The organism is Achromobacter sp. GQ309, from assembly GCF_059759315.1.
Genome location: NZ_JCAXDP010000002.1, coordinates 181,298 through 204,324, shown reverse-complemented (window position 1 = coordinate 204,324; position 23,027 = coordinate 181,298). Strand labels below are relative to the sequence as shown.

At 67.0% G+C, this 23,027-nt stretch carries 21 protein-coding genes and 1 other annotated feature; of the genes, 11 read left to right on the top strand and 10 right to left on the bottom strand.

Annotated elements, in window-relative coordinates; all coding sequences use genetic code 11:
* Positions 1-9 precede the first annotated feature (9 nt).
* The gene (gene glgA / locus AC6CIE_RS06290; RefSeq protein WP_498091689.1) at positions 10-1,578 is read right to left on the bottom strand and encodes a glycogen synthase GlgA; all 1,569 of its coding nucleotides are present in this window, start codon (positions 1,576-1,578) and stop codon (positions 10-12) included.
* Positions 1,579-1,863: 285 nt separating this feature from the next.
* Here glgA and AC6CIE_RS06285 point away from each other — a divergent pair, with 285 nt between their 5' ends.
* From AC6CIE_RS06285 to AC6CIE_RS06260, 6 genes are all read left to right on the top strand, one after another.
* Positions 1,864-3,636 (top strand): thiamine pyrophosphate-requiring protein, encoded by a 1,773-nt coding sequence (locus AC6CIE_RS06285; protein WP_498091688.1) that lies wholly within the window; start codon positions 1,864-1,866, stop codon positions 3,634-3,636.
* 40 nt (positions 3,637-3,676) lie between these two features.
* Positions 3,677-3,877 (top strand): hypothetical protein, encoded by a 201-nt coding sequence (locus tag AC6CIE_RS06280; RefSeq protein WP_175121576.1) that lies wholly within the window; start codon positions 3,677-3,679, stop codon positions 3,875-3,877.
* A gap of 88 nt (positions 3,878-3,965) precedes the next feature.
* Positions 3,966-4,307, top strand: coding sequence for an ElaB/YgaM/YqjD family protein (locus AC6CIE_RS06275; protein ID WP_175121575.1), 342 nt, complete (start codon positions 3,966-3,968; stop codon positions 4,305-4,307).
* A 213-nt stretch (positions 4,308-4,520) separates the two neighbouring features.
* Positions 4,521-4,949, top strand: a complete 429-nt coding sequence (locus AC6CIE_RS06270) for a PRC-barrel domain-containing protein (protein WP_175121574.1) — start codon at positions 4,521-4,523, stop codon at positions 4,947-4,949.
* A gap of 37 nt (positions 4,950-4,986) precedes the next feature.
* The gene (locus AC6CIE_RS06265) at positions 4,987-5,673 is read left to right on the top strand and encodes a PIG-L family deacetylase (protein WP_286936453.1); all 687 of its coding nucleotides are present in this window, start codon (positions 4,987-4,989) and stop codon (positions 5,671-5,673) included.
* Between the two features lie 176 nt (positions 5,674-5,849).
* Positions 5,850-6,956 carry a DUF748 domain-containing protein gene (locus AC6CIE_RS06260; protein ID WP_286936452.1) on the top strand — a complete coding sequence of 369 codons (1,107 nt, stop codon included), beginning with the start codon at positions 5,850-5,852 and terminating at the stop codon, positions 6,954-6,956.
* Positions 6,957-6,994: 38 nt separating this feature from the next.
* Here the strand turns inward: AC6CIE_RS06260 and AC6CIE_RS06255 are convergent, their stop codons facing one another.
* Genes AC6CIE_RS06255 through AC6CIE_RS06235 form a run of 5 tightly spaced genes read right to left on the bottom strand, consistent with a single transcriptional unit; the run spans position 6,995 to position 11,831 of the window.
* Positions 6,995-7,753 carry an alpha/beta hydrolase family protein gene (locus tag AC6CIE_RS06255; RefSeq protein WP_175121571.1) on the bottom strand — a complete coding sequence of 253 codons (759 nt, stop codon included), beginning with the start codon at positions 7,751-7,753 and terminating at the stop codon, positions 6,995-6,997.
* Positions 7,740-8,870, bottom strand: a complete 1,131-nt coding sequence (locus tag AC6CIE_RS06250) for a DUF3182 family protein (protein ID WP_498091686.1) — start codon at positions 8,868-8,870, stop codon at positions 7,740-7,742. The genes AC6CIE_RS06255 and AC6CIE_RS06250 overlap by 14 nt, the downstream gene beginning before the upstream one ends.
* 8 nt (positions 8,871-8,878) lie before the next feature.
* Positions 8,879-9,880, bottom strand: a complete 1,002-nt coding sequence (locus AC6CIE_RS06245) for a lysylphosphatidylglycerol synthase domain-containing protein (protein WP_175121569.1) — start codon at positions 9,878-9,880, stop codon at positions 8,879-8,881.
* Positions 9,877-11,067 (bottom strand): cardiolipin synthase ClsB, encoded by a 1,191-nt coding sequence (clsB, locus tag AC6CIE_RS06240; protein WP_175121568.1) that lies wholly within the window; start codon positions 11,065-11,067, stop codon positions 9,877-9,879. The genes AC6CIE_RS06245 and clsB overlap by 4 nt, the downstream gene beginning before the upstream one ends.
* Positions 11,064-11,831, bottom strand: coding sequence for an endonuclease/exonuclease/phosphatase family protein (locus AC6CIE_RS06235; protein WP_175121567.1), 768 nt, complete (start codon positions 11,829-11,831; stop codon positions 11,064-11,066). The genes clsB and AC6CIE_RS06235 overlap by 4 nt, the downstream gene beginning before the upstream one ends.
* 197 nt (positions 11,832-12,028) lie before the next feature.
* Between AC6CIE_RS06235 and AC6CIE_RS06230 the strand changes: the two genes are divergently transcribed.
* From AC6CIE_RS06230 to AC6CIE_RS06215, 4 genes are read left to right on the top strand one after another with little or no spacing between them, the layout of a single operon-like run.
* Positions 12,029-13,633, top strand: coding sequence for an ABC transporter substrate-binding protein (locus AC6CIE_RS06230; protein ID WP_498091684.1), 1,605 nt, complete (start codon positions 12,029-12,031; stop codon positions 13,631-13,633).
* 9 nt (positions 13,634-13,642) lie between these two features.
* Entirely contained in the window at positions 13,643-14,617 is a 975-nt protein-coding gene (locus tag AC6CIE_RS06225) for an ABC transporter permease (RefSeq protein WP_239213319.1), read from the top strand.
* A gap of 3 nt (positions 14,618-14,620) precedes the next feature.
* The gene (locus tag AC6CIE_RS06220) at positions 14,621-15,451 is read left to right on the top strand and encodes an ABC transporter permease (protein ID WP_498091682.1); all 831 of its coding nucleotides are present in this window, start codon (positions 14,621-14,623) and stop codon (positions 15,449-15,451) included.
* Entirely contained in the window at positions 15,448-17,085 is a 1,638-nt protein-coding gene (locus AC6CIE_RS06215; RefSeq protein ID WP_498091680.1) for an ABC transporter ATP-binding protein, read from the top strand. The genes AC6CIE_RS06220 and AC6CIE_RS06215 overlap by 4 nt, the downstream gene beginning before the upstream one ends.
* A gap of 47 nt (positions 17,086-17,132) precedes the next feature.
* Here the strand turns inward: AC6CIE_RS06215 and AC6CIE_RS06210 are convergent, their stop codons facing one another.
* The 4 genes from AC6CIE_RS06210 to AC6CIE_RS06195 all read right to left on the bottom strand — a co-directional run bounded on the left by AC6CIE_RS06210 (position 17,133) and on the right by AC6CIE_RS06195 (position 22,316).
* Complete coding sequence (locus tag AC6CIE_RS06210) at positions 17,133-18,599, bottom strand: SulP family inorganic anion transporter (RefSeq protein WP_498091678.1); 1,467 nt, start codon at positions 18,597-18,599, stop codon at positions 17,133-17,135.
* Positions 18,600-18,716: 117 nt separating this feature from the next.
* Positions 18,717-18,769, bottom strand: a sequence feature (sul1 is cis-regulatory element that is thought to sense ions involved in sulfur or methionine metabolism; They are found in Alphaproteobacteria).
* A gap of 97 nt (positions 18,770-18,866) precedes the next feature.
* Positions 18,867-19,796: a c-type cytochrome gene (locus AC6CIE_RS06205; RefSeq protein WP_218343794.1), complete on the bottom strand. Its 930-nt coding sequence runs from the start codon at positions 19,794-19,796 to the stop codon at positions 18,867-18,869.
* Positions 19,793-21,565, bottom strand: coding sequence for a GMC family oxidoreductase (locus AC6CIE_RS06200; RefSeq protein ID WP_175136521.1), 1,773 nt, complete (start codon positions 21,563-21,565; stop codon positions 19,793-19,795). Before AC6CIE_RS06200 ends, AC6CIE_RS06205 begins: the two co-directional genes overlap by 4 nt.
* Positions 21,558-22,316, bottom strand: coding sequence for a gluconate 2-dehydrogenase subunit 3 family protein (locus AC6CIE_RS06195; protein ID WP_481144828.1), 759 nt, complete (start codon positions 22,314-22,316; stop codon positions 21,558-21,560). The genes AC6CIE_RS06200 and AC6CIE_RS06195 overlap by 8 nt, the downstream gene beginning before the upstream one ends.
* Positions 22,317-22,429: 113 nt before the next feature.
* Here AC6CIE_RS06195 and AC6CIE_RS06190 point away from each other — a divergent pair, with 113 nt between their 5' ends.
* A complete protein-coding gene (locus AC6CIE_RS06190; RefSeq protein WP_175136519.1) occupies positions 22,430-22,837 on the top strand; it encodes a hypothetical protein in 408 nt (135 codons plus the stop codon).
* The last annotated feature ends 190 nt before the right edge of the window (positions 22,838-23,027 follow it).

The following is a 23,027-nucleotide window of genomic DNA, read 5'->3' as shown; positions in this document are numbered from 1 at the left end:
TGTCGCTCCTTAGATGGCGGCTGGCATGGCGCTACCTGTGCGCGGCTGGCGGCGGTTGACGGCGGAAACGCTGGCCGGCTGCAAGGCAGGGGCGGGCGCTGCATCGCGGTAGTTCGGCTCGACCAGCGACCGGTACAGGCTGGCGTACAGGCTGACGGCGGCGCGCCAGCCGAAGTCGGTATTCATCGCGTTGCGCTGCATCAGCCGCCACAGAATGCCGTGGGCGCGCAGATCGATTGCGCGCTCGATGGCGGCGCTCATCGCCTGCGGCGTGTCGCCTTCGAAGAGCAGGCCGGTGGCCGATGACATGGCCGAGAGCGGCGCGCGCGGGCCCGGGTCCTGAATGGTGTCGGCCATGCCGCCAACGCGCGACCCGATGGGCAGCGTGCCATAGCGCATGGCGTAGAGCGGCGTCAGGCCGAAAGGCTCGAAGCGGCTGGCGTGCAGCAAGATGTCGGACCCCGCGTGCAGGCGATGGGCGATGCCCTCGTCGTAGCCGATGTGGGTGCTGCAGCGCCCCGGGTAGCGCCGGGCGATGTCCTGCAACGCTTCTTCAAGCCGGTGGTCACCCTGGCCCAGGATTGCGATCTGCAGGTTGGGGTGGCGGTCCAGCGCTTCCGGCAGCGCGTGCACGGCGACGTCCGCCATTTTCTGTTCAGTCAGGCGGTTGCCCATGCCCATCAGCGTCGCGCCCGGATCCGGGCGCAGGCCGAACTCGCGCTGCAGCGCGGCCTTGCAGTGGATCTTGTTGGTCAGGTCGCGGACGGAATAGCGATGGCTGCGCAGGTACGGATCACGCGCAGGATTCCACAGCACGTCGTCGATGCCGTTCGGAATCGGCAACAGGTCGTCCGCACGGCTGCGCAACAGCTCGTCCAGGCCGCACCCGAATGCGGGGGTCATGATCTCGCGGGCGTACGTGTGGCTGACCGTCGTCACGCGGTCGGCGTAGCGGATGCCAGCCTTCAGGAAATTGAGCTGGCCCCAGGCCTGCGCGCCGTCATCGTTGCGGGCCCATTCCGGCACCCCGAACTCGTCCGCGTGGGCCATCGGGAACAGGCCCTGGAACGCGAGGTTGTGAATGGTCATCACGCTTTTGACGTCCGGCAGGTCTGCGGCGCGCAGCAGCAGCGGCACCAGACCGGCGTGCCAATCGTGCGCGTGCACCAGTGTGGGGCGCATGACGCCCGGCAGGCCGGCCGCCACGCGCACGGCAGCGTGCGCCAGCGCCGCGTAGCGCAGTCCATTGTCCGGATGTTCCTTGCCGTGCTCGTCGACATACAGGCCGCCGCGGTCATACAGGGCATCGTTTTCCAGAATCAGGTAGTCGATGCCGGACTGCGGGCACTTGCCTTCCAGCAGCGCGGCCGGGCCGCCCGGCAGGTCCTGCAGCGTGGCAACCTGGCGGACGCGGTTCAGCTTGGCTTTGACGCCCCGATACCCGGGCAACATCACGCTCAGGGGCATTCGCGCCTCGATCAGCGCGCGCGCCATCCCCGTTATCGCATCTCCCAGGCCGCCTGTTTTGGCCAGAGGGAAAGCTTCTCCCGCCACGATCAGGATTCTCGTCTTTGCCATGCTTGCTCCAGTTGATAGGCCGGTCGAGACAGTTGCGACTCGATCGCGATTACGCCGAGGCCTCTCCTTACGCAAGCGCTGTGCCCAAACCATGGCCCGCACTAAAAATTGCGCAATGCAGCAGAAATACCTGTCATCCAAATGATGGACAGGCGGCGCGCGCAACGCCTATCGCCCGAGCGCTTTGTAATTTTTATCTGCGCACGACCCCCAAATTCCCATCGGGGCCAGGAACGGCGGTTGCTGAATGCAGTCGCTTTCAACGACGACCGCCGGGAGAAATGTATGGAAACAGTGTCGGACTTCGTGTTGAAGCGGCTGTCGCAGTGGGGTGTGCGCAAGGTGTACGGATACCCCGGCGATGGCATCAACGGGCTCATCGGCGCCTTCGGCCGCACCGAGGAGCCGCTGGAATTCATACAGGCCCGTCACGAGGAAAGCGCGGCATTCATGGCCTGCGCGCACGCAAAGTTCACCGGTCAGGTGGGGGTGTGCCTGGCGACGTCGGGGCCGGGCGCCATCCACCTGCTCAATGGTCTGTACGACGCCAAGCTGGATCACCAGCCGGTAGTTGCGCTGGTCGGGCAGCAGGCGCGCAGCGCACTGGGCGGCGACTACCAGCAGGAGGTCGACCTGATCAGCCTGTTCAAGGATGTCGCGCACGACTACGTGCAGATGGCGACGACCGCCGAGCAGGCGCGTCACATGGTGGATCGCGCCATGCGCATCGCCCTGGAGCGCCGCAGCGTCACCTGCGTCATCTTTCCGAACGACGTGCAGGATCTGCCGGCCGTGCCGGTGCCGCCGCGCGAGCACGGCACGGTGCACACGGGCATCGGCATCACATCCCACGCCGCCGTGCCGGGGCCGGACGCGCTGCGCAACGTCGCCGACATCCTGAATCGCGGCGAAAAGGTGGCGATCCTGGTCGGGGCCGGCGCGCTGCAGGCGGGCGAACAGGTCAGCCAGGTCGCCGAGCTGCTGGGCGCGGGCGTGGCCAAGGCGCTGCTGGGCAAGGCCGTGCTGCCGGACAGCCTGCCTTATGTGACGGGCGCCATCGGCCTGCTGGGCACGCAGCCCAGCTGGGACATGATGAACGAGTGCGACACGCTATTGATGGTGGGGACGTCGTTTCCGTATGCGGAATTCCTGCCCCCGGAAGGCCAGGCGCGCGCGGTGCAGATCGACCTCGACGGGCGCAAGCTCAGTCTGCGCTATCCCGTCGAAATCGGCCTGGTGGGTGATAGCCGGCTGACGCTGGAGGCGTTGATTCCGCTGCTGGAACCCAAGAAAGCGCGCCGCTGGCGTGACCGGATAGAAAAGCAGGTGTCCGCCTGGCGCGAGACGGTGCATGCCCGCGCCATGGTCGACGCCAAGCCGATCAATCCCCAGCGGCCGTTCCTGGAGCTGTCCAAGCGGCTGCCGCCGCAGACCATCCTGACGTGCGATTCGGGCTCGGCCGCCAACTGGTACGCGCGCAACGTCGACATTCAGGCGGGCATGATGGGATCTGTGTCGGGCGGGCTGGCCACGATGGGTTGCGGCGTGCCGTACGCCATCGCGGCGAAGGTGGCCTATCCCGACAGGCCGGTCATCGCGCTGGTGGGCGACGGCGCCATGCAGATGCTGGGCATCAACGAACTGATCACTATCGCCCATCGCTGGAAGGACTGGACCAACCCCACGCTGGTCGTCATGGTGCTGAACAACGGTGACCTGAACCTGGTGACGTGGGAGCAGCGGGTGATGGGCGGCGATCCGCGTTTTCCGGATTCGCAGTGGCTGCCCAAGTTTTCGTATGCGGAGTATGGCCGGATGCTGGGCCTGGAAGGCATCCGGGTCGACAGCCCCGACGACGTGGGCCCGGCGTGGGACCGCGCCCTGACAGCAGGAAGTCCGGTGGTGCTGGAGATGGTGACCGATCCCGAGATGCCGCCGTTGCCCCCGCACATTCCGGCCAAACAGATCGGCGCGTACTTCAAGGCATTGCGCAAGGAAGATGCCGCCTCGGGCGGCGCCGCGCTTCGCGCCACGATCAAGCAATGGTGGGCGGGCTGACACGCCGGCCCGACGATCTTTTCATTTCAGGAGGCACATCATGGCAAATACCGGAGGGACGAGTTCCCAACAGCCCGGGCAGGGCGGTCAGCAAACGCCCGACCATTCGCCCGCCGAACAACCCAAGCCGGATGTCCCGGAAACGGGCAAGGACGAGAAAGGCAACTGGCCTCCCGACAGCATTCCGAATCCCATGCCGGGTCTGGACCCGCAGCAGACGCCGGGCATCGACCATCTGTGACGGTCCTGCAAGGCATGCGGCCTGCGGGCCGCGCTCCGCGTGCGCCGTGCCGCGGGGGGAGCGACCCGCAGTTTTTCAAGGAGAACTCATGAACAAGCGAGATAGGCTGCGCGATATGTTTCACTCGTCGGACACGTCTTCGCAAACGATGCGTGACCTGATTTCGGGCACCGAGGATCTGCTGCGCAGCACTGCCAGCTACAGCGGATCCGAAATCGAATCCGCGCGCGACAAGCTCAAGCAGCGGCTGGACGCCGCGCGCGATCAGGCACGCGGCTGGGAACGCGCCGCGTGGTCGCGGGCACGCGAGGTATCGCACGCGACGGACGACTACGTGCATGAAAACGCCTGGAAGAGCATCGCAGGCGCGGTGCTGCTGGGCGTGCTGGCCGGCATCTGCATGATGTCGGATCACGGCAAGCGCCGCTAACGCCCGCCGGGCGCAACGCCACCGCCGGGGCCGGCTCTGCGCACTGCAGGGCCGGCCCCGGCATTTTTGTGGGGACGAATGTAAAAAATGCCGCTACTCCAGGCGCTGGTCCCGGGCAGACAACACTCCGCCGCTTTGGCACACGGCTTGCTTGATGGTGGTCCGCGTGGCGAGCCGTTCGCCACGCGGACCATTCATCGAAGGAGACTCACCATGAACCAACCATTGACGGGCGCCGGCCAGGCGCAAGGTGAAACCAAGATCGTGGGCGGCCCGAAGAGCGATCCAAGCGGACCCGGACCGGAAGTCATGGCGGCCAGCACCCTGGAAGGCAACGACGTGTACAACCCCGCCGGCGAAACGCTGGGCAGCATCCAGGAAATCATGGTGGACGTGCCACGCGGCCGTATTGCGTATGCCGTGCTGTCGCGCGGCGGCATCCTTGGCATCGGCGACAAGCTGTACGCCATTCCGTGGAGCGCGCTCACGTTGGATACCGACCGCAAGTGCTTCGTGCTGAATGTGGACAAGGACGTGCTCAAGAACGCGGAGGGGTTCGACAAGGACAATTGGCCCAGCATGGCGGACGAGACCTGGGCGCGCGGCATCCATCAGTACTACAACCAACCCCCGTACTGGTAAGCCGGACAGCGAGGACGGGATGCTTCGAGAAGGCAGAGTGGTCGCGGTTTCTTCCTGCTTCAACGACGCTGTCGTCAGTTGTGCGGGGCTGCTCGCCGCGCGTCCGGACAGCACCGTTCTGACGGTGTACTCCGGCTTGCCGTTGGTGGCCGAAGCGAACACCGCGGCGGACCGCGACTGCGGTGTCAAGAACGGCCGGCAGGCCGTTCTTGACCGCCGGGCCCGCAACGATCGCGCCTTGTCGCTGCTTGGCGTGCGGGGCGTGCAGATGGATTTACTGCACGACGAGTATCTGGAAAGCGGCGAGGAGGGACGCCTGACGGGCGCATTGGCCGCGGCAGTGTCCGCGCTGCGGCCGCGTGTCGTTCTGATGCCGCTTGGACTGTGCACTGCCGCGCACGTGCGCGTGTCCGAGGCTTGCCTGACCCTGCGCGCGCTGTTCCACCGCGTGGAGTGGGTGACCTACGAAGAGGTCGCGGAGGCCGAGCCGGGGGCCGTCCAGCAACGCCTGGCCGATTTGCTGGGCCGCAGGATCCTGGCCTCGCCGCTGGATGTCGGGCCGGAGGTTGACGTCGGCCGCGCCCGGCAACGCGCATTGGCCGCACGCAGCAGCCTGGCGCTTGATCCGCTCGATGCGCAGCAGCCTGACATGTCGCTGGCAGGCGCGTCGGCCTTCCGTCCCGAACGCTACTGGCGCCTGTCGTGGCGGCGTGACAAGGTTTGAGGCGTAGAACGGATTGAGGCATCCTTGCGCCGCAAACCGTCTCATCCTTATCGAGCATTGATGAACGATTGCGCATCCCGGACGATGGTCAGGTTGCGCCGGCCGCCGCGCCTCGCTATGGTGCAAGGCATGCGGCGGCTTTCGCGCCGACGTCCCCTACAACTTCGGAAACCATAATGAGTTCGAACGCAGCCGACACGCGTGGCCGGTCACGCTGGGGTACCGCCCTGGCGATTTTGCTGTTGATTGGCGCGGTCGTCGCGGTGCTGGCGCTGGCCGCCACCCGCGTGGTCGAGCAGCGCATCGCCAGCATGCTGGGTCCGCGCAGCCAGGTCGGCAACGTGCAGGTTGGCCTGCATCAGGTGGTGCTGACAGACGTCGCCGTGCCGGGCGCGTCCGGGCAACCCGGCGCGCGTGCCCGGCGCGTTGAACTTGAACCGGAATGGACCGCTTTCCTGCGCCGCGAGGCCGTGTTCAAGCGGATCATCGTCGAAGGTTTCGACTTCGCCGTGGTGCGCAATCCCGACGGCGACATGCAGATTTCTCCCGCGTTGCAGGCGGCGCTGCGCGCCGGCGACGGCGATGGCAAGACCCGGCGCAACGGTCCCATCCGCGTGGCCGAGCTCATCCTGCGCGATGGCCGCCTGGATTATCTGGACGGCGCAGTGTCCAAGCCGCCGCATCGCATTCCGTTCAAGGACGTGCAGGCTCACCTGCAGCCCGTCGTGATACCTGGCGACGGCACGGCCAGCGACCTGGAATTCACCGGCAAGGTCGAAGACAACCGCAACGGCGAGGCCACCGTGCGGGCAAAGGGCAAGCTGGTGGTGGGCGGTGCGGACGCCGACATCACGGTGGCGGTGCGCAACATGGATATCCGCCATGCGGCGCCCTATCTGGCCGATAACGGCGCGGGCTCGCTGTCCGGCGGCTCCATGGACCTGGACATGAAGACAGCCATCGCGCGCCGCGAACTCAAGGCGTCGGGCACCGTGGCGTTGCACAACCTGAAGTTCAGCGGCGACGGCAGCCTCTTTTCATTGCCGCGCAAGGCGGTGCTGGCGGCCATGAAGGACAAGAGCGGAGTCATCCGGTTTGAATTCGCACTGGCTGGCAGCCTGGACAACCCCAAGTTCTCGGTCACGCGCGGCTTTTCCGCGCAGGTGGCGCGCGGGTTCGGGCACGCCATCGGGGTAGGGGCAGAAGGCGCGGCGGAAGGCGTGGCGGGCGCCGTCAAGGAACTTGGCGACGCGCTGTCGGACATGCTGAGCCCGAAGCCCTGATCTGCCGTCGCCCGGCTTGCCGTTGCCGCCGGCCGGGGCTACGGCACAGGCCGCGCCCGGCCGACCCGCGCGCCCATCACCATCTCCGTCACCCAGTTCACCAGGATCGAGGTGTAGGCCTGCTGCGAGGCCTTGTCGGTCAGCGCATGGTCCGCGCCGTCCAGGATGCGGTGCGTCAGCGAATGCGACCTGCGAAACGCCGACCGGTAATTCATGATCGTGGAGTGCGGGATATAGACATCGTGCTCAGCCTCCACGATCAGCACATCGCCCGTGAAGTTGGCGCAACACGACAGCGCGCGGTTGCTTTCGGGTTCAATGTGGGAGTTGCGGTAGGCGCGAAGGGTCTCGCGGTTGAGCTGGTTCTTGGGCAGCATCCATTCGTCGTCGCGGTACAGCGCGGGCACGTGCAGGCCCAGCCAGCGCACGCGGCGCAGGCCGGTCAGGATGGCGGCCAGGTAGCCGCCGTAGCTGCTGCCAACCACGGCCACCGAGCCGCTGTCCAGCGACGGATGCGCGGCCAGCCGGTCGTAGGCGGCCATCACGTCGCGCAGGTTGTCGTCGCGCGAGACCTGCATCTGCTGCGCCTGCGTGGCGGCATGGCCGCGCAGGTCGAACGTGAGGCAGACGCAGCCCAGCGCGGCGATGCCCTTGGCGCGGGCCAGGTCGAATTTCTGGTCGCCGCCCCAGCCGTGAATGAACAGCACGCCCGGCACCTTGCTTTCGGGCGTGAGAAAGGTGCCGGCCAGCCGCTGGTCCGCCACCTCGATGTCGATTGGGTCGCTAAAGGCGGCCATTGTCGTCCTCCAGGATGCCCCCCGATTTGGTGATCATACCCACGGCGGAATCCTCGCCGCGATACACGTATTGCTCCGAGGTGGGCGCCGGTTCGTCCGCGCCGTAGCGTTCGCGCGTAAAGGCGGACACCGACTTGAGCGACGGGGACAGCATGAAGGCCTGCAATGCGGAAAGCTCCGCGATGCTGGCGCCGCCGGCTCGCCACGATTGCTCGAGCACGCCCGCGCGGGGCTCGCCGCGGGCATTCTGGCCGATCGCCACGTCGTAGTTGCGGCGCGACGCGAAGAAGTCGGGATACGCGGTGGATACGGCCGTGTCGTAGCGGCAGCTCAGGTCCACTGCCTGCCGTTCTTCGTCAGACAGGTTCAACGCCCGCAGTTCGTCGAACCCACCGCGCGCGAATGTCAGCGCCGAGCCGCCGTACACCGGCTCGCCGTTGTTGTCCCGGGTGAGGCTTTGCGTGCCCACGTACGACGCTTCCAGCTTGCCCACGCGGATCCAGCCCACACTGTAGGTCGCGATCTGCGCCAGGTCTTCTTCCAGCACCAGCCCCAGCCGGCGCATGGTGACGGCGTCCTGGCCGTTCAGCGCAGCGCGCAGTTCCTGCGCATTGCGCACGACGACCTGGCCGCGCCCGGCGTTGGCGTCGGCCGGCTTGAGCCGCAGCGCGCCCGCCTGCAGCAGACGTTCGCCCGCGCGGTGCGCATCGTCCAGCGTGAACGCGGTGTACCCGCGCAACACGACCTCATCCAGCTCGCCGGCCAGCGGGCGAACCCAGCCCTGCGGCGATTTCGCCTGCGCGTCGACGACGCCGTGGGTGATGGATTTGGTCGCCACGAAGGCGTGCGGCGTCACCCCGCCAAACAAGTCGGCCGCGCGCGTGATGCCCAGTTTGTTCGCGCGAGCCAGGCTGGTGATGCTGCGGTCGGGCACGTAGTAGGGCGGCGGTTCGCCACGATTGCGGGTCGGCCGGAAGTCCGGCACGAAGCGCCGGCCCAGCAATGCCGCGATCCGCAACGCCAGCGCCTCCTGCGACGCAATTTCGTGTTCGGACGCGCCGGTTCGCCGGGGGTAGGCGGCGACGGTGCCTGCTGAGTCGGGTTGGGGTCGATTCATGGCGGGCCTCATGGCAGATGGCGAGCCTGACCGGGGGGAGCGGCTTCTCCCTTGCGTTTGCGCATGCCCAGTTTCAGCTCGATCAGGGGATAGGCCACCAGCGCCAGGCACAACGGCGCCAGCGCATACACCGCGCGGTACGCCAGCGCCGCGCCGAGCACTTCGGTGGGCGGAATCTGCGAACCCAGCGCGGCCACGAAGATGGCCTCGGTGGTGCCCAGGCCGCCGGGCACGCGGGTGATGACTGACGCGAAGCTGGTGCACAACAGGATGCCGAGCACCGCGGGGTAGCTCGCCTTGCCCTGCAACAGCACAAAGCAGATGGCGCCCATCAGGGACCAGGACAGCGCGGCCACGGCGCATTGCGCCACCGCCATGCGGGCGCGCGGCAAGGTGATGTGGTGGCCCATCCAGGTGACGCTGCGGCGCTTGGCCCTCGCGCATGTCACCACGTAGGCGATCCCGAACGCCAGCAGGGCCAGACCCAGCAGACGCAACATCCCGGAGCCGATTTCCCAGCCTGCCGGCACCGGCACCACGCCCAAGGCGAACACGATGCCCGCCAGCCACGCATAGCCGATCCAGTTCGATGCCGCGGCAAACAGGGCGACGCGCGTCGCCACAGACTTGCGGCAGCCCAGCCGGGTGTACAGCCGCAGACGGGCGCCCAGGCCGCCCACCAGCACGCCCAGGTTCAGGTTCAGCGCGTAGCTCAACATGGCCACGCCCAGCGCCTTGGGCGCGGGCAGGTGATGCCGTGTGTACTTTTTGCCGAGCAGGTCCAGGCTGCCATAGGCAAGGTAACCCGCCACCACCAGGCCGGCCGCAATGGCAATGGTCTGGCCGGGAATCTTGCGCATGGCCACCCACACCTGCGGCCAGTCCACGGACCGACCGAAGTAGTAAAGCAGGCCGGCCACCACAATCAGGACCAGCACGGGCAGAATGCGCTTGATCCGCGGCCAGCGGCGCCGCAGGGCCCGCATGGGCGACGAGTGCAGGATCTTCATGCCGTCTCCCTGCCGGTGTCCGCCGTGACGGTCTGCAGGCGCGGCTTGTGCGCCGGGAGGCTGCCGGCCCATGCGGGAAAGCGCCGCAGAAAGTGGAACACCACCACCCCGAGCCACAGGCGGCGCAACCGTCGCCGCGAGTTCTTGGGCATTTCGACGGGGCGGCAGTCCTCTGCAATCAGCCGGTCCAGGCTCTTGCGCAGGGCCGCATTCAGCGACGCGTCGCGCACCACGACGTTGGCTTCCAGATTGAGCGCAAGACTCAGGGGGTCCAGATTGCTGGAGCCGATCGTCGACCAGTCCTCGTCCACGCACGCCACCTTGCCGTGCAGCGGCTGCTTGCAGTACTCGTGGATCTCCACGCCGTTGTCCATCAGGTAGTCGTAGAGCATCGAGGCGGCCAGCCGGGCGACCAGCACGTCGGGTTCGCCCTGCAGCAGCAGGCGCACGCGCACCCCGCGGCGGGCGGCCTTCACCAGATCCCGCAGCAGGTGGTAGCCGGGAAAGAAGTAAGCATTGGCAATCAGCACGTCCGAGCGTGCCGAGCGCACGCCCGCGCGGTAGTAGCGTTCAATGTCGCTGCGATGACTGACGTTGTCGCGCACCACGAGCCGGCCCCCGCCGTCGCCGGCAGGGAGGGGATCCATGCGCGCGGGACGGCGCCGCAGTCCGCGCTTGCCCTTGCCGAGCGCCGCGCGCGCGTAGTCGGCAATGTCGGCCGCCAGCGGGCCTTCCACCAGAACGGCGTAGTCCTGTTTCGCTTCCGGTCCGTAATCGGGCAGGTGGTCCGCGGAAAAGTTGATGCCGCCGATGAAGGAGCGTTGGCGGTCGACGGCCACGATCTTGCGGTGCATGCGCCGGAACACGTTCGTGCGCACCCCCAGAAAGCGCGGACGCGGATCAAAGACGTGAAAGCGCACGCCGGCCTCGGTCATGGCGCCGATGAAGGCCTCACTCAGTTCGTCGGAGCCGTAACCGTCGACCAGCAGGTCGACGCTGACGCCCCGGCGCGCCGCGCGGATGAGGGCCTGCTGGATCTCTTTGCCGACGACGTCGTCGAACAGGATGAAGGTTTCCACCAGCACTTCGCTGGCCGCCGAGTCAATGGCCTCGACGACCGCGGGAAAGTACTCCGTGCCGTTTTCCAGCAGGGTGTATCGGTTGTTTTCGCGCCAGCCCAGGTTCATAGCGCAATCTCCGCGCAAATTGGCACATGATCGGAAAGGCGAGACCACACGCGGGACGCCAGCGGCACCGGCTGCCAGTCACGCACGCTGCGCACATAGATGCGGTCCAGCCGCAGCAGCGGCCAGCGCGCGGGAAACGTCCGCGCGGGCCGGCCCAACCGCGAGGTGAATACCTCCGAGGTCCCGCACTCGCGCATCAAGGCATCAGCGCGCAGCCGCCAGTCGTTGAAGTCGCCGGCAATCAGCAGCGGGTCGTCGGCCGGCACGTCGTTCGACACCAGCTTGCACAAGCGGCGCAGTTGCTCGCCGCGATGACGCTCGAGCAGGCCCAGATGCACGCATATCGCATGCACGGGCGAGGCGAGGGCAGGGGGCCGCAGCACGCAGTGCAGCAGACCGCGCCCCTCGTGGCCGTCCACGCTCACGTCGTGGTTGTGGTGACTTTCGATCGGGTAGCGCGACAGGATGGCATTGCCATGGTGACCTTCCGGATAAACGGCGTTCTGGCCGTAGGCAAAGTCCGTCCACAGCGTGTCGGCCAGGAACTCGTACTGGGACTGCGCCGGCCATGACTCGTGGCGGCCGGCATGCGTCTGATGTTCACCCAGGACCTCCTGCAGGAACACTACGTCCGGCTTTGCGGTGCGCAGCGCTTCCCGCAGGTCGTGCAGCATGAAGCGGCGGTTGAAACTGGTAAAGCCCTTGTGGGTATTGACCGTCAGCACCGTCAGCGTCGTGGTGTCGAGGGAATGCGAAGCGGGCATGAAAACTCCGGCAGATGCGATCCGTCGGTTTGAGCAAGTGGCGTGCCTGTCAGGTAACGAAACGTGAGACGACACGACTTGTTCTATCGGCAGCGACACGGGGGGACGCATGAGCAAATGAGAAATCAGCATTTCTCAAGCCATGTCGCGCAGGCCTAAGATCCGCAGCTTCCAACCAGGCAGAACCAGAGTCCGACATGCGCACCACCCGCCGCGATTTCCTGTTGTCTTCCGGGGCGCTTGCCGCCGCGATGGCATTTCCCACGTCGATCTTCGCGCAATCCGCCGCGCCGCGTCATGGCGGCGTGCTGAACGTGCACCTTGGGTCCGAGCAGCGGATCCTGAATCCGGCGCTGCGCGCCTCGACCGGCGTGTACATCGTTACCAGCAAGATCATCGAATCGCTCGTGGACCTGGATGCGGCCGGCAAACCCGTCGGGCAGCTTGCCACCGAGTGGACCGCCGACCCGGACGGCAGGACCATCACCTTCAAGCTGCGTGAAGGCGTGACCTGGCACGACGGCAAGCCGTTCACGTCGGCTGATGTCCAGTACAACGCGCTGGAACTGTGGAAAAAACACCTGAATTTCGGCACCGCCCTGCAGCTCTATCTGGAGGCAGTCGATACGCCCGACGCGCATACGGCGGTGTTCCGCTATAGCCGGCCGATGCCGCTGGACCTGTTGCTGCGCGCGCTGGCCGATCTGGGCTATGTCGTCCCGCGCCATCTGTACGAAGGCACCAACGTGCTGGAGAACCCGGCGAACACCGCACCGGTCGGCACGGGCCCCTTCAAATTCGTGCAGTACCAGCGCGGGCAGTTCATCATTGCCGAGCGCAACCCCAATTACTGGCGCAAGGGCGAGCCTTATCTGGACCGCGTGGTCTGGCGCATCATCACGGACAAGTCGGCCGCCACGGCCGCGCTGGAAACCGGCCAGCTTCAGCTCAGCGCCTATTCGCAGTTGACGCTCGCCGACCTGGACCGCCTGAAGCAGAACCCGCAGTTCGAGGTGCGCAGCAAGGGACTGGAGGCCAACGTGTTCAACAACACGCTGGAATTCAACTTCCGCCGCAAGGAACTGGCCGACGTGCGCGTGCGCCGCGCCATTGTCCACGCCATCGACATCGAGTTCTTCATCGAGAACTTCCTGTATGGGCTGGGCAAGCCGGCCACCGGTCCCATTCCGTCGTCGTCCGAGGCCTTCTTCCCGGCGGGCAGCAAGCCGCCGTATCCGTTTGACGTCAAGCGCGCCGAGGCGCTGCTGGACGAGGCCGGGTACAAGCGCGGCGCCGGCGGCGTGCGCTTCGCGCTGAAGCTGGTGCCCATCCAGAACGGCGAAGACGTGCCGCTGCTGGCGACCTTCATCCAGCAGTCGCTGGAAGCCGTGGGCATCAAGGTCGAGATCGTGCAGTACGACATCGCGGGCGCGCTGTCTTCCGTCTATAAGGAACACAACTTCGACATCGCCACGGGCTGGCACCAGTACCGCGGCGACCCGGCGGTGTCCACGACGGTCTGGTACCGATCGGGCAGCCCGGCGGGCGCGCCGTGGACAAACCAGTACGGCTGGCAGTCGGACAAGGTGGACAAGCTGATCGACGACGCCGCGTCTGAGATCGACGCAGCCCGCCGCCGCGCGCTGTACGCCGAGTGGGTGCAGGCCGTCAACGACGAACTGCCCATCTGGATGGCGACCGAACGCCAGTTTTATTCAGTGGCCAGCCAGAAGCTGCAGAACGGCCATAACAATGCGCGGTGGCCGTCCAGCGATTGGCATGACGCCTGGCTGTCGGCCTAGGACCGCGGCATGGGGTTCCTGACTCTTGCGGTGCGGCGGCTTCTGGCGGCGGCGCCCGCGCTTCTGATCATCTTGGCGGGCCTGTTCCTGCTGCTGCAGCTGGCGCCCGGCGATACCGTCGACGCACTGGTGGCGCAGATTGGTGGCGCCGACCCCGCCACCATTGCGGCCATGCGCTCGCACTACCAGCTGGACGAGTCGGCCAGCGCGCGCCTTGGCAACTATCTGTGGCGGCTGGCGCATCTGGACCTGGGTTATTCCGCCATCTACGGCAAGCCGGTGGCCGCCGTGATCGCCGAGCGCCTGCCGGCGACCCTGCTGCTGATGGGGTCGGCGCTGTCATTCGCCTTTGCGGGCGGCATGGCGCTGGGCGTCATCGCGGCGCGGCGCGTCAACGGCTGGGCCGACGGGCTGATCTCGACGCTGGGGCTGGTGTTCTGCGCCACGCCATCGTTCTGGTTCGGCCTGATGGGCATCTTTGTGTTCGCGGTGTGGCTGGACTGGGTGCCGGCCGGCGGGTTCGAGACCATTGCGTCCGGCTACACGGGCCTGACCCGCATCCTGGACATCGCGTGGCATCTGATTCTGCCCACCGCGACGCTGGCGCTGATCTTCCTGGCCATCTACCTGCGCATCATGCGCGCATCCATGCTGGAAGTGGCCTCGCACGATTTCATCCGCACCGCCCGCGCCAAGGGGCTGCGCGAAACGGCAGTCGTGGCGCGGCACATGCTGCGCAATGCGCTGCTGCCGATGGTGACGCTGCTGGGCCTGCAGGCCGGGACCATGCTGGGCGGGTCGGTCGTGGTCGAAAGCGTCTTCGCCTTGCCCGGCCTGGGCCGCCTGGCGTACGAATCTGTCGTGCAGCGCGACCTGAACACCTTGCTGGGCATCGTGTTCGTGTCCGCGCTGCTGGTGATCGCCATCAACTTCATCGTCGACCTGCTGTATGCGCGGCTTGACCCGCGCATTGTCCGGAGCTGAACCATGGAAACGCTACGCCGTTACTTCCACAGCCCCGTCGCCGTGCTGGGCCTTGTGCTGCTGGCGGCCGTCTGCGCGGCCGCGCTGGGCGCCGACTTCTGGTATCCGCGCAATCCGCTCAGTCTGGCCGGCCGTCCGCTTCAGTGGCCCGGCGACAACGCGCGCTTTCTGCTGGGCACCGATCAAGTGGGGCGCGACATCGCCGCGCAGATTCTGCACGGGGCGCGCGTCACGCTGGCCATCGGCCTTGCCGCGACGGTCGTGTCGGTGCTGATCGGCATGGTGCTGGGCGCCGTGGCGGGCTATTACGGCGGCCTGGCCGACGACCTGCTGATGCGCGTGACCGAGGCCTTCCAGATCCTGCCCAACTTCCTGTTGCTGCTGGTGCTGGTGGCCGTGTTCGGCTCGGACCTGCGCACGGTGGTGCTGGCGATCGGGCTGGTGTCGTGGCCGCCGGTGGCGCGGCTGACCCGCTCTGAATTCCTGACGCTCAAGACCCGCGAGTTCGTGCAGGCAGGCCGGGCGCTGGGCATGGGCGACCTGCGCCTCATCTTCCGCGAGATCCTGCCCAACGCCTTGCCGCCTGTGATCGTCTACGCCAGCGTCATCATGGCCACGGCGATCCTCCTGGAAAGCGCGCTGGCCTTTCTGAACCTGTCGGACCCCAACGTGCCGTCCTGGGGCAACCTCATCGGCGGCGGCCGCGGGGTGATCCGGGTCCAGTGGTATGTGTCCGCCATTCCCGGCATTGCCATCCTGCTGACCGTCCTGGCGATATCGCTGGTCGGGCAGGGGGGGAACGACGCTCTCAATCCCAGGCTGAAACGATCATGACCGAACTGCTTCGCATCGAAAACCTTACCGTCGACCTGCCGCCCGGCGCCGACCGGCCGCATGCGCTCAAGGGCCTGACGCTGGCGGTCAACCCGGGCGAGATCGTCTGCGTCGTCGGGGAAAGCGGATCGGGCAAATCGCTGACGGCCGGCACGATTCTCGGCCTGCTGCCGCAAGGGGTGCACGCCAGCGCCGGCCGCGTGCTCTGGGAAGGGCAGGACTTGCTGAAGCTTGCGCCCGATGCGCTGCGCCGGCTGCGCGGCCAGCGCATCGGCATGATCTTCCAGGAACCGATGACCGCGCTCAATCCGCTGCGCACCATCGGCGACCAGATCGCCGAGGTGTTCCGCACGCACACGCGGCTGTCGCGCGCCGTGATCCGTCAGCGCACGCTGGACCTGCTGGAATCCGTCCGGTTGCCCGACCCCGTGCAGGCGCTGGGCGCCTATCCGCACGAGCTGTCGGGCGGACAGCGGCAGCGCGCAATGATCGCCATGGCGCTGGCGCTGGAACCGGCGCTGCTGATTGCCGACGAACCGACGACCGCGCTGGACGTCACGACGCAGGCGCAGATCCTGCACCTGATCCACGACCTGCAGCGCCGCAAGGGTACGGCGGTCCTTTTCATTACGCACGATTTTGGCGTGGTGGCCGAGATTGCCGACCGCGTCGCCGTCATGCAGCGCGGCGAACTGGTGGAAAGCGGCACGGCCGACCAGGTGCTGGAACATCCGCGCCATCCGTACACCCGCGCACTCATCGCCGCGGTGCCGCCGCTGGCGCCCGCGCCGGTCCGCGTCGACCTTGACGGGAACGCGCCCGCAATCCTGACCACGCAGGGGTTGTCCAAGACCTACCGCAAGCGCGGCTGGTTTGGCCGGCCCGGCCGTGTGACGAACGCGGTGGACGACGTGACGCTGACGCTGCGGCGCGGCGGCACACTGGGCATCGTGGGCGAAAGCGGGTCGGGCAAGTCCACGCTGGCGCGCACGCTGCTGGGACTGCTGCCGCTTGATGGCGGCTACATTACGCTGGCCGGCGAGCCGCTCTCGTTCAAGGGCGCGCGCGCCCGCCGCGCCCATGCGCAGCGCGTGCAGATGGTGTTCCAGGATCCGTACGGCTCGCTGAACCCGCGCCAGCGCGTCGGCGAGATCGTGGCGCAGGGCCCCATCGTGCATGGCACGCCGCGCCGCGAGGCGCTGGCCCGCGCGCAGGAACTCTTTGAACTGGTGGGCTTGTCGCCTGATGCCGTGCGGCGCTTTCCGCACGAGTTTTCGGGCGGCCAGCGCCAGCGCGTCGGCCTGGCGCGCGCGCTGGCGATGCGGCCGCAAGTGCTGATCGCCGATGAACCGGTGTCGGCATTGGACGTATCCGTGCAGGCGCAGGTGCTGGCGCTGCTGGCCCGGCTGCGCGAGCAACTGGGCCTGTCCATCGTCTTCATCACGCACGACCTGCGCGTGGCCGCACAGGTCTGCGACCACATCGCCGTCATGAAGTCGGGCCGCGTCGTGGAAGAGGGCGTGTGCGCCGACGTGTTCACCAATCCCTCCCATCCCTACACGCAGGCGCTGCTGGCAGCGGTGCCGGGCCGCCGCTGGGATCCGGCCGCGGTCGTCACGCGGCTCGCCGCCTGAACCTGGCCTTCGTCGAAACCTAGGCCAGATGACAGGCGCGGCCCGGGTCAGTGTCCCGCGGACGCGCCCGGCTGCGCGTAGCGGCCGACCAGCGTCGCGCTGGCCTCGTTCAGCCCCACGACGTCGACCTGGCGGCCGGCCCGGCGCAGCTTGAGCGTCGCCTTGTCCAGTTCGCCGACGGCCGAGATGTCCCAGAAGTGCGCGGCCGACAAGTCGATCACCACGCGCTCAACGTCCTCATGGAAGTCGATCGCCGCCGAGAACCGGGACGCCGAGGCGAAGAAGATCTGGCCGGCATAGCGGTAGGTGCGCGTGCGGCCGTCCTCGGACAGCGACGCGTCCACGTCGAGCAGCCCCTTCACCTTGCCGGCAAAGAACAGGCCGCTCAGCACCACGCCGACCAGCACGCCGCGCGCCAGGTCATGCGTCCAGACCACCACGGCCACGGTGGCCAGCATGACCACCGACGACTGCCACGGATGCGAGCCCAGGTTGCGCAGCGAGCGCCAGTTGAAGGTGCCGATGGACACCATGATCATCACGGCTACCAGCGCCGGCATCGGAATCTGCGCCACCAGCGGGCCCAGCGCCACGATCAGGAACAGCAGGAAGACGCCCGCCACGCAGGTCGACAGCCGCGTGCGGCCGCCGGCGCGCACGTTGATGACCGATTGGCCAATCATGGCGCAGCCTCCCATGCCACCCAGAAAGCCGGTGACGAGGTTGGCGATGCCCTGGCCCTTGCATTCGCGCCGCTTGTCGCTGGGCGTGTCGGTCATGTCGTCCACGATCTGCGCCGTCATCATCGATTCCAGCAGGCCCACCGCGGCCATCGTCAGCGAGTACGGCAGGATGATGCGCAGCGTCTCCAGCGTGAAGGGCACGTCGGGAATCGCGAACGACGGCAGGGCCGACGGCAGCGTGCCCATGTCGCCCACCGTGTTGACGTCCAGGCCGGCAAAGATGGAAACAGCCGTCATCACGATGATGGCGATCAGCGGCGACGGCACGGCGGTGGTCAGGCGCGGCAGCAGGTAGATGACGGCCAGCGCGGCGGCCACCATGGCATAGGTCACCCACGTGACGCCGATCAGCTGCGGCAACTGCGCCATGAAGATCAGGATGGCGAGGGCGTTGACGAAGCCAGTCACGACCGACCGGGACACGTATTGCATCAGGAGGTCCAGCCGCAAAAAGCCGGCTGCGATCTGCACGACACCCATCAATACCGTCGCGGCAAACAGGTAGCCGACGCCGTGATCGCGCACCAGTGGCGCAACCAGCACCGCGACGGCGGCCGTGGCAGCCGAGATCATGCCAGGCCGCCCGCCCATGAACGCAATGATGAACGCGATGGAAAACGAGGCGTACAGGCCGACGCGAGGGTCGACACCGGCGATGATGGAAAAGCCGATGGCTTCGGGGATCAGGGCAAGGGCGACGAGCACGCCCGAGAGAATGTCCGCGCGCGGATTGGCCATCCAGTCGCGACGAAGCTTGGAAAGAACTGACATTGATTGGCTAAGCTGAATTGAACAAGCGCCAGGCGTGGGTCGCGTTGCCGGTGTGCGCGGCAGCGGAGTGCGGCAGCCGACTATGGCAAATGAGGGCGAACGCCCGTGGTGCTTGAGAGTTGTCCGAGGGATAGGCGCCCGGCCGAGCCACCCGGCAGGCCGGGTCCATCTGGGATCGCGACAGCGTCGCAGCCGCGCACCCATTGCGGGTGCGGCGGACGCGATTGTACTCCCTTGGGGCGTTACGCCGTCATGACGCCATCGACACTAGCGCGGCGCAGGCGCAGGCCCCGCGTAGTACGCCGCCAGCGCCTGGATCTCGGCGTCGGTCAGGCGTTGCGAAAACGCCCGCATCACGCCCACGTCGTCGTTCTGGCGCGAGCCATTGCGAAACGCGTTCATCTGATCGGTGAAATACTCGCGCGATTGACCGGCCAGACGCGGCAGCAGCGGTCCTTCGCCCATGCCGCGCAGTCCGTGGCAGTTGGCGCAGGCGGGCAGCGCGCGAGCGCCGTCGCCGTCAACGTCCAGCCGGCGGGCGGCCTCGCCGCCAAACTCGCCCACGTGCAGCGGCGGTCCGGCAAGCGTGCCGTAGTAGGCTGCCACCTGGCCGATTTCCTGTTCGGTCAGGGCGCGGGCAATCGTATTCATCAGCGGCTGCACGCGGGTGCCCGAGCGGAAGTCGGCAAGTTGCTTGGCCAGATATTCGCTGCGCAGGCCGGCCAGGTTGGGGAAGATGCCGCCGGTTGGCGTGATGCCGGCGGGGCCGTGGCAGGCCACACAGGCCTGCACCGCGGCGCCGGGTTTGCCGTTTGCGGCAAGCTGCTTGCCCGCTTCGGGGTCGGCCTCGTTCAGCCATTTTTCCCAGTCGGGGCGCGACGCGGTGAAATCGGTGGCGCTGCGTCCGGGCACGGGTTTCATCGGGGCGGGAGCTGCGCCCGGAGCGGCAGGGGCGGCAGGCGTTGTGCCTGTTGCCGAAGGTGCTGCTGCCGGTGCGGCAGGCGCGGCGGCTTGGCCAGCCGCCACCTGTGGCGCCGGGCTGGCTGCGGGTGGCGGCGGCTGCGGCACGGCGGAAGCCCGGATCGCCTCGTCGCCGCCGGCGCCCATCATCTGGACGCCGGTGGCGACCAGCGTGATGACCGGCACCGCGATCATCAGCCCGACGGTGAAAAAGATGCCTTTGCGATGTTCGCTCATGATGACACCAGCGGGCCCGGCGAACGCAGATAGTCCGCCTTGATTTTTTCTACGATCCAGTAGGCGGTGGCGCCCACGGTGCCGGTCGGGTTGTAGCCCGAATTTTGCGGAAACAAAGCCGCGCCCGTGACGAACACGTTGGGCACGTCCCACGACTGTCCGTAGCGGTTGACGACGCTGGTGTTGGGATCATCGCCCATGGCCGCGCCGCCCGTCAGGTGGGTGGACTGGTAGGCCGTGGCCGAAAACGGCCGCTTGCGCGGGCCGGGCTCGGTGCGGGCGATGCCCTTCATGGCACGTGCGATCTCATCGCCTTTCTCGGTCAGGAACGCCGACATGCGGATGTCGTTGTCGGGAAAGTCGTAGGTCACGCGCAACAGCGGCAGGCCCCAGGCGTCCTTATACGTGGGATCCAGGCTCAGATAGCCGCCGCGCCACGGCTGCGCCGAGCCCGTGATGGTGATGTTCGCCGCATGGTTGTAGTGGCGCGCGACGGCCTTCTTCCATTCCGATCCCCACGACGGCGTGCCCTTGGGCGTAGGATGAAAGCCGATGGGCGCGCCGCTGACCACCTGGATCTGCAGATAGCCGCCGCCCACAAAGCCCACCGGCCCGTGGTCGAAGTTGTCGGCGCTGAAGTCGTCCATCGTTACCGCCACCGCGCCGGCCCCCATGAACGGGTTGATATTGACCGACTCATCGAAAAACAGATTCACGCCTGAGGTGGTCTGGTGCGTGTAGTTGCGGCCCACGACGCCGGTGTTCGTGACCGGATCGAACGGCTTGCCGATGCCGGACAGCAGCAGCAGGCGCACGTTGTTGATGCCGAATGCACAGAGGAAAACGATGTCCGCGGGCTGAAAGACTTCTTCGCCGGCCGCGTCCACGTACGTCACGCCGCGGGCGCGCTTCTTGTCCGGTGTCAGCTCCACGCGCAGCACGTGCGCGCCGGTGCGGATTTCGAAGTTCTCCATTTTCATGGCCACGGGCAGAATGCAGACCTGCGGCGAGGCCTTGGCAAAGTGCTCGCAGCCAAAGTTCGAACAGAACCCGCAGTACACGCACGCACTCATGTGCAGGCCTTCGGAGTTCACGTACGGCCGCGTACAGAGCGCGGACGGCTGCACGTAGGGGTGATAGCCCAGCTTGCGCGCGGCCTCGCCGAACAGCGCGGGCGCGTAGGGCACCTTCATGGGCGGGTTGGGGTAGGGGCGCGAGCGCCAAGGCTCGAACGGATTGCCGCCTTCCTGCTTTTCGCCCTTGATGTTGCCGGCCTGGCCCGACGCGCCGATCAGGTAGTCGAAGCGGTCGAAGTAGGGCTCGAGTTCGTCGTACGTCACGCCCCAGTCCTGACAGGTCAGCTCCTTGTCGAAGATGTCCTTGCCATAGCGTTCGTTGTAATGGCTGCGCATGACGAAGTCGGTTGGATCGAAGCGGTAGTAGGCGCCCGACCAGTGATTGCCCGCGCCGCCCAGATGCGTGCCGGGGTAGGCGAACTGCCAGCGCCGCATCGGCAGCGCCTTCTGGTCCGTGTTGTTGCGGAACGTGTAGGTTTCCGTCGCGGCGTCCTGGTGCAGTTCATGGCGCCGCGTGTACTTGAGTTCGTCGTGGACATTGGGGCCCTGGAAATCGGGCGAGGGCCAACGCGCCTCGCCCCGTTCCAGCACCACGACCCGCTGCTTGGCGGCCGCGAGTTCCTTGCCGATGATGGCGCCGGTCCACCCGCCGCCGATGATTGCCACGTCTACCGCAGGCAGCGTTTTAGCCATGCTTGCCTCCCGGCGTCATCTTGTGGCCCACGGCGTTGGCAATCGACACCGGCTGGCCGGCCCAGATCACGCCGTGGCGTTCGATATCGTTGGAAAACGAGGCAAACGCGCCGGGAAATCCCACCAGTTTCCAGCCCACCATGTCGGCGTTGCCGCCGTACAGCGGGTCGGAAAAGAAGCCTTCGATCGTGCCTTCGAGCAGCGCCTGAAAAAACACGCCTGACGGCAATGGCGAAAAATCCGGCTTGCCTTCCTGCATGTCGCGCAGCCAGGCGTCCTGCCGCGCGGCGTCCAGCTCGGCGAAAGGCTTGCCGTCCTGCTTGCGCGCGGCGGCGTCCAGCGCGGCAAGTCCGCGGCGGAACATCTCGGCCGGCGTGAACGATAGCTGGTAGCCCTGTTCCGGCGTGCCTTGTTCAAACGGGCCTTGCCGGTAGAGCTGGCTGCCCGCACCCCAGGCGCCGGCCAACTGGCCGTCCAGAAAGAGCGTCACGCCGGCTTCCTTGGCGCCCGGCCCCAGGTCGTCGGCCGGAATCAGGCGCGCGGCGATGGCATCCATCGTCAAGGCTTCCTGCGCGTTGAAAAATTTGAGCGTTCGGTTGGCGGCGCCGCCCGTGGCGGCACCTTCTTGATGGGGAGTGGGGGAGGCAGGGTCCGGGGCGCTTATCGCGCGGGGCGCCCACGCTGCGCCGGGGACACCGACGGCCAGGGCTTTGAGCAGCCCCCGGCGGCCGGGTACAGGTTTATCACTCATGGTTTGCTCCATGGCGAGGCAGGCACGCGACTTGCCCCTGGATGAATAGAGATCCCGCGTCAGCTCGTTGGCCTGGGGCTCAGTGTGTCACCGTTGTCGACGAGGGAGCAACCATGAAACAACCGATTCTGTATCTGTGCGCTACGGCGATGAGCGGCTTGCTAGCCACCAGCGTTTCCGCGCAGCGCATTGAAAAAACGCTAGTTGCCCAGGCGCAGACGACCACGCCTGACACCCGCACCGGCAGCCAGACCCAACCGGATCGCAAGGCGGGCACGCCGAAGACGCCGGCTCAGGAGAAGTCCATGCCGCACCAATCCAAACAAGGAGACAAGGGCGATCACGGCAAGCGCGATGCGTCGCGTGCCGGATCGAGTCCTCGGCAGGACGACGCCGGCACCGACACGCGCGGGGCGAAGGGGACGCCGGGCAGCAATACGGGGTCCACGGGACACGGCGGCATGCCGGGGTCGGGCGCGTCATCGGGTTCTGGCGGCACGGCGGATCCGCGCGGCCAATGAAGGTGGTGACATCCCCTAGTCGCGTGGATTTCCGATTCAGGTAATATTCAGGGTCCTGTAAGAAAGAGAGCGCGGCGGATATTCCGACTTTTTGCTGCCCCGGCAGCCTGGAGCCATCCGCCATCTATGAACGAAGACCCTCCTCCTAGCAGGGCGCCGCGGATCTGCCGGCGCCCGTTATCTTCTCCCC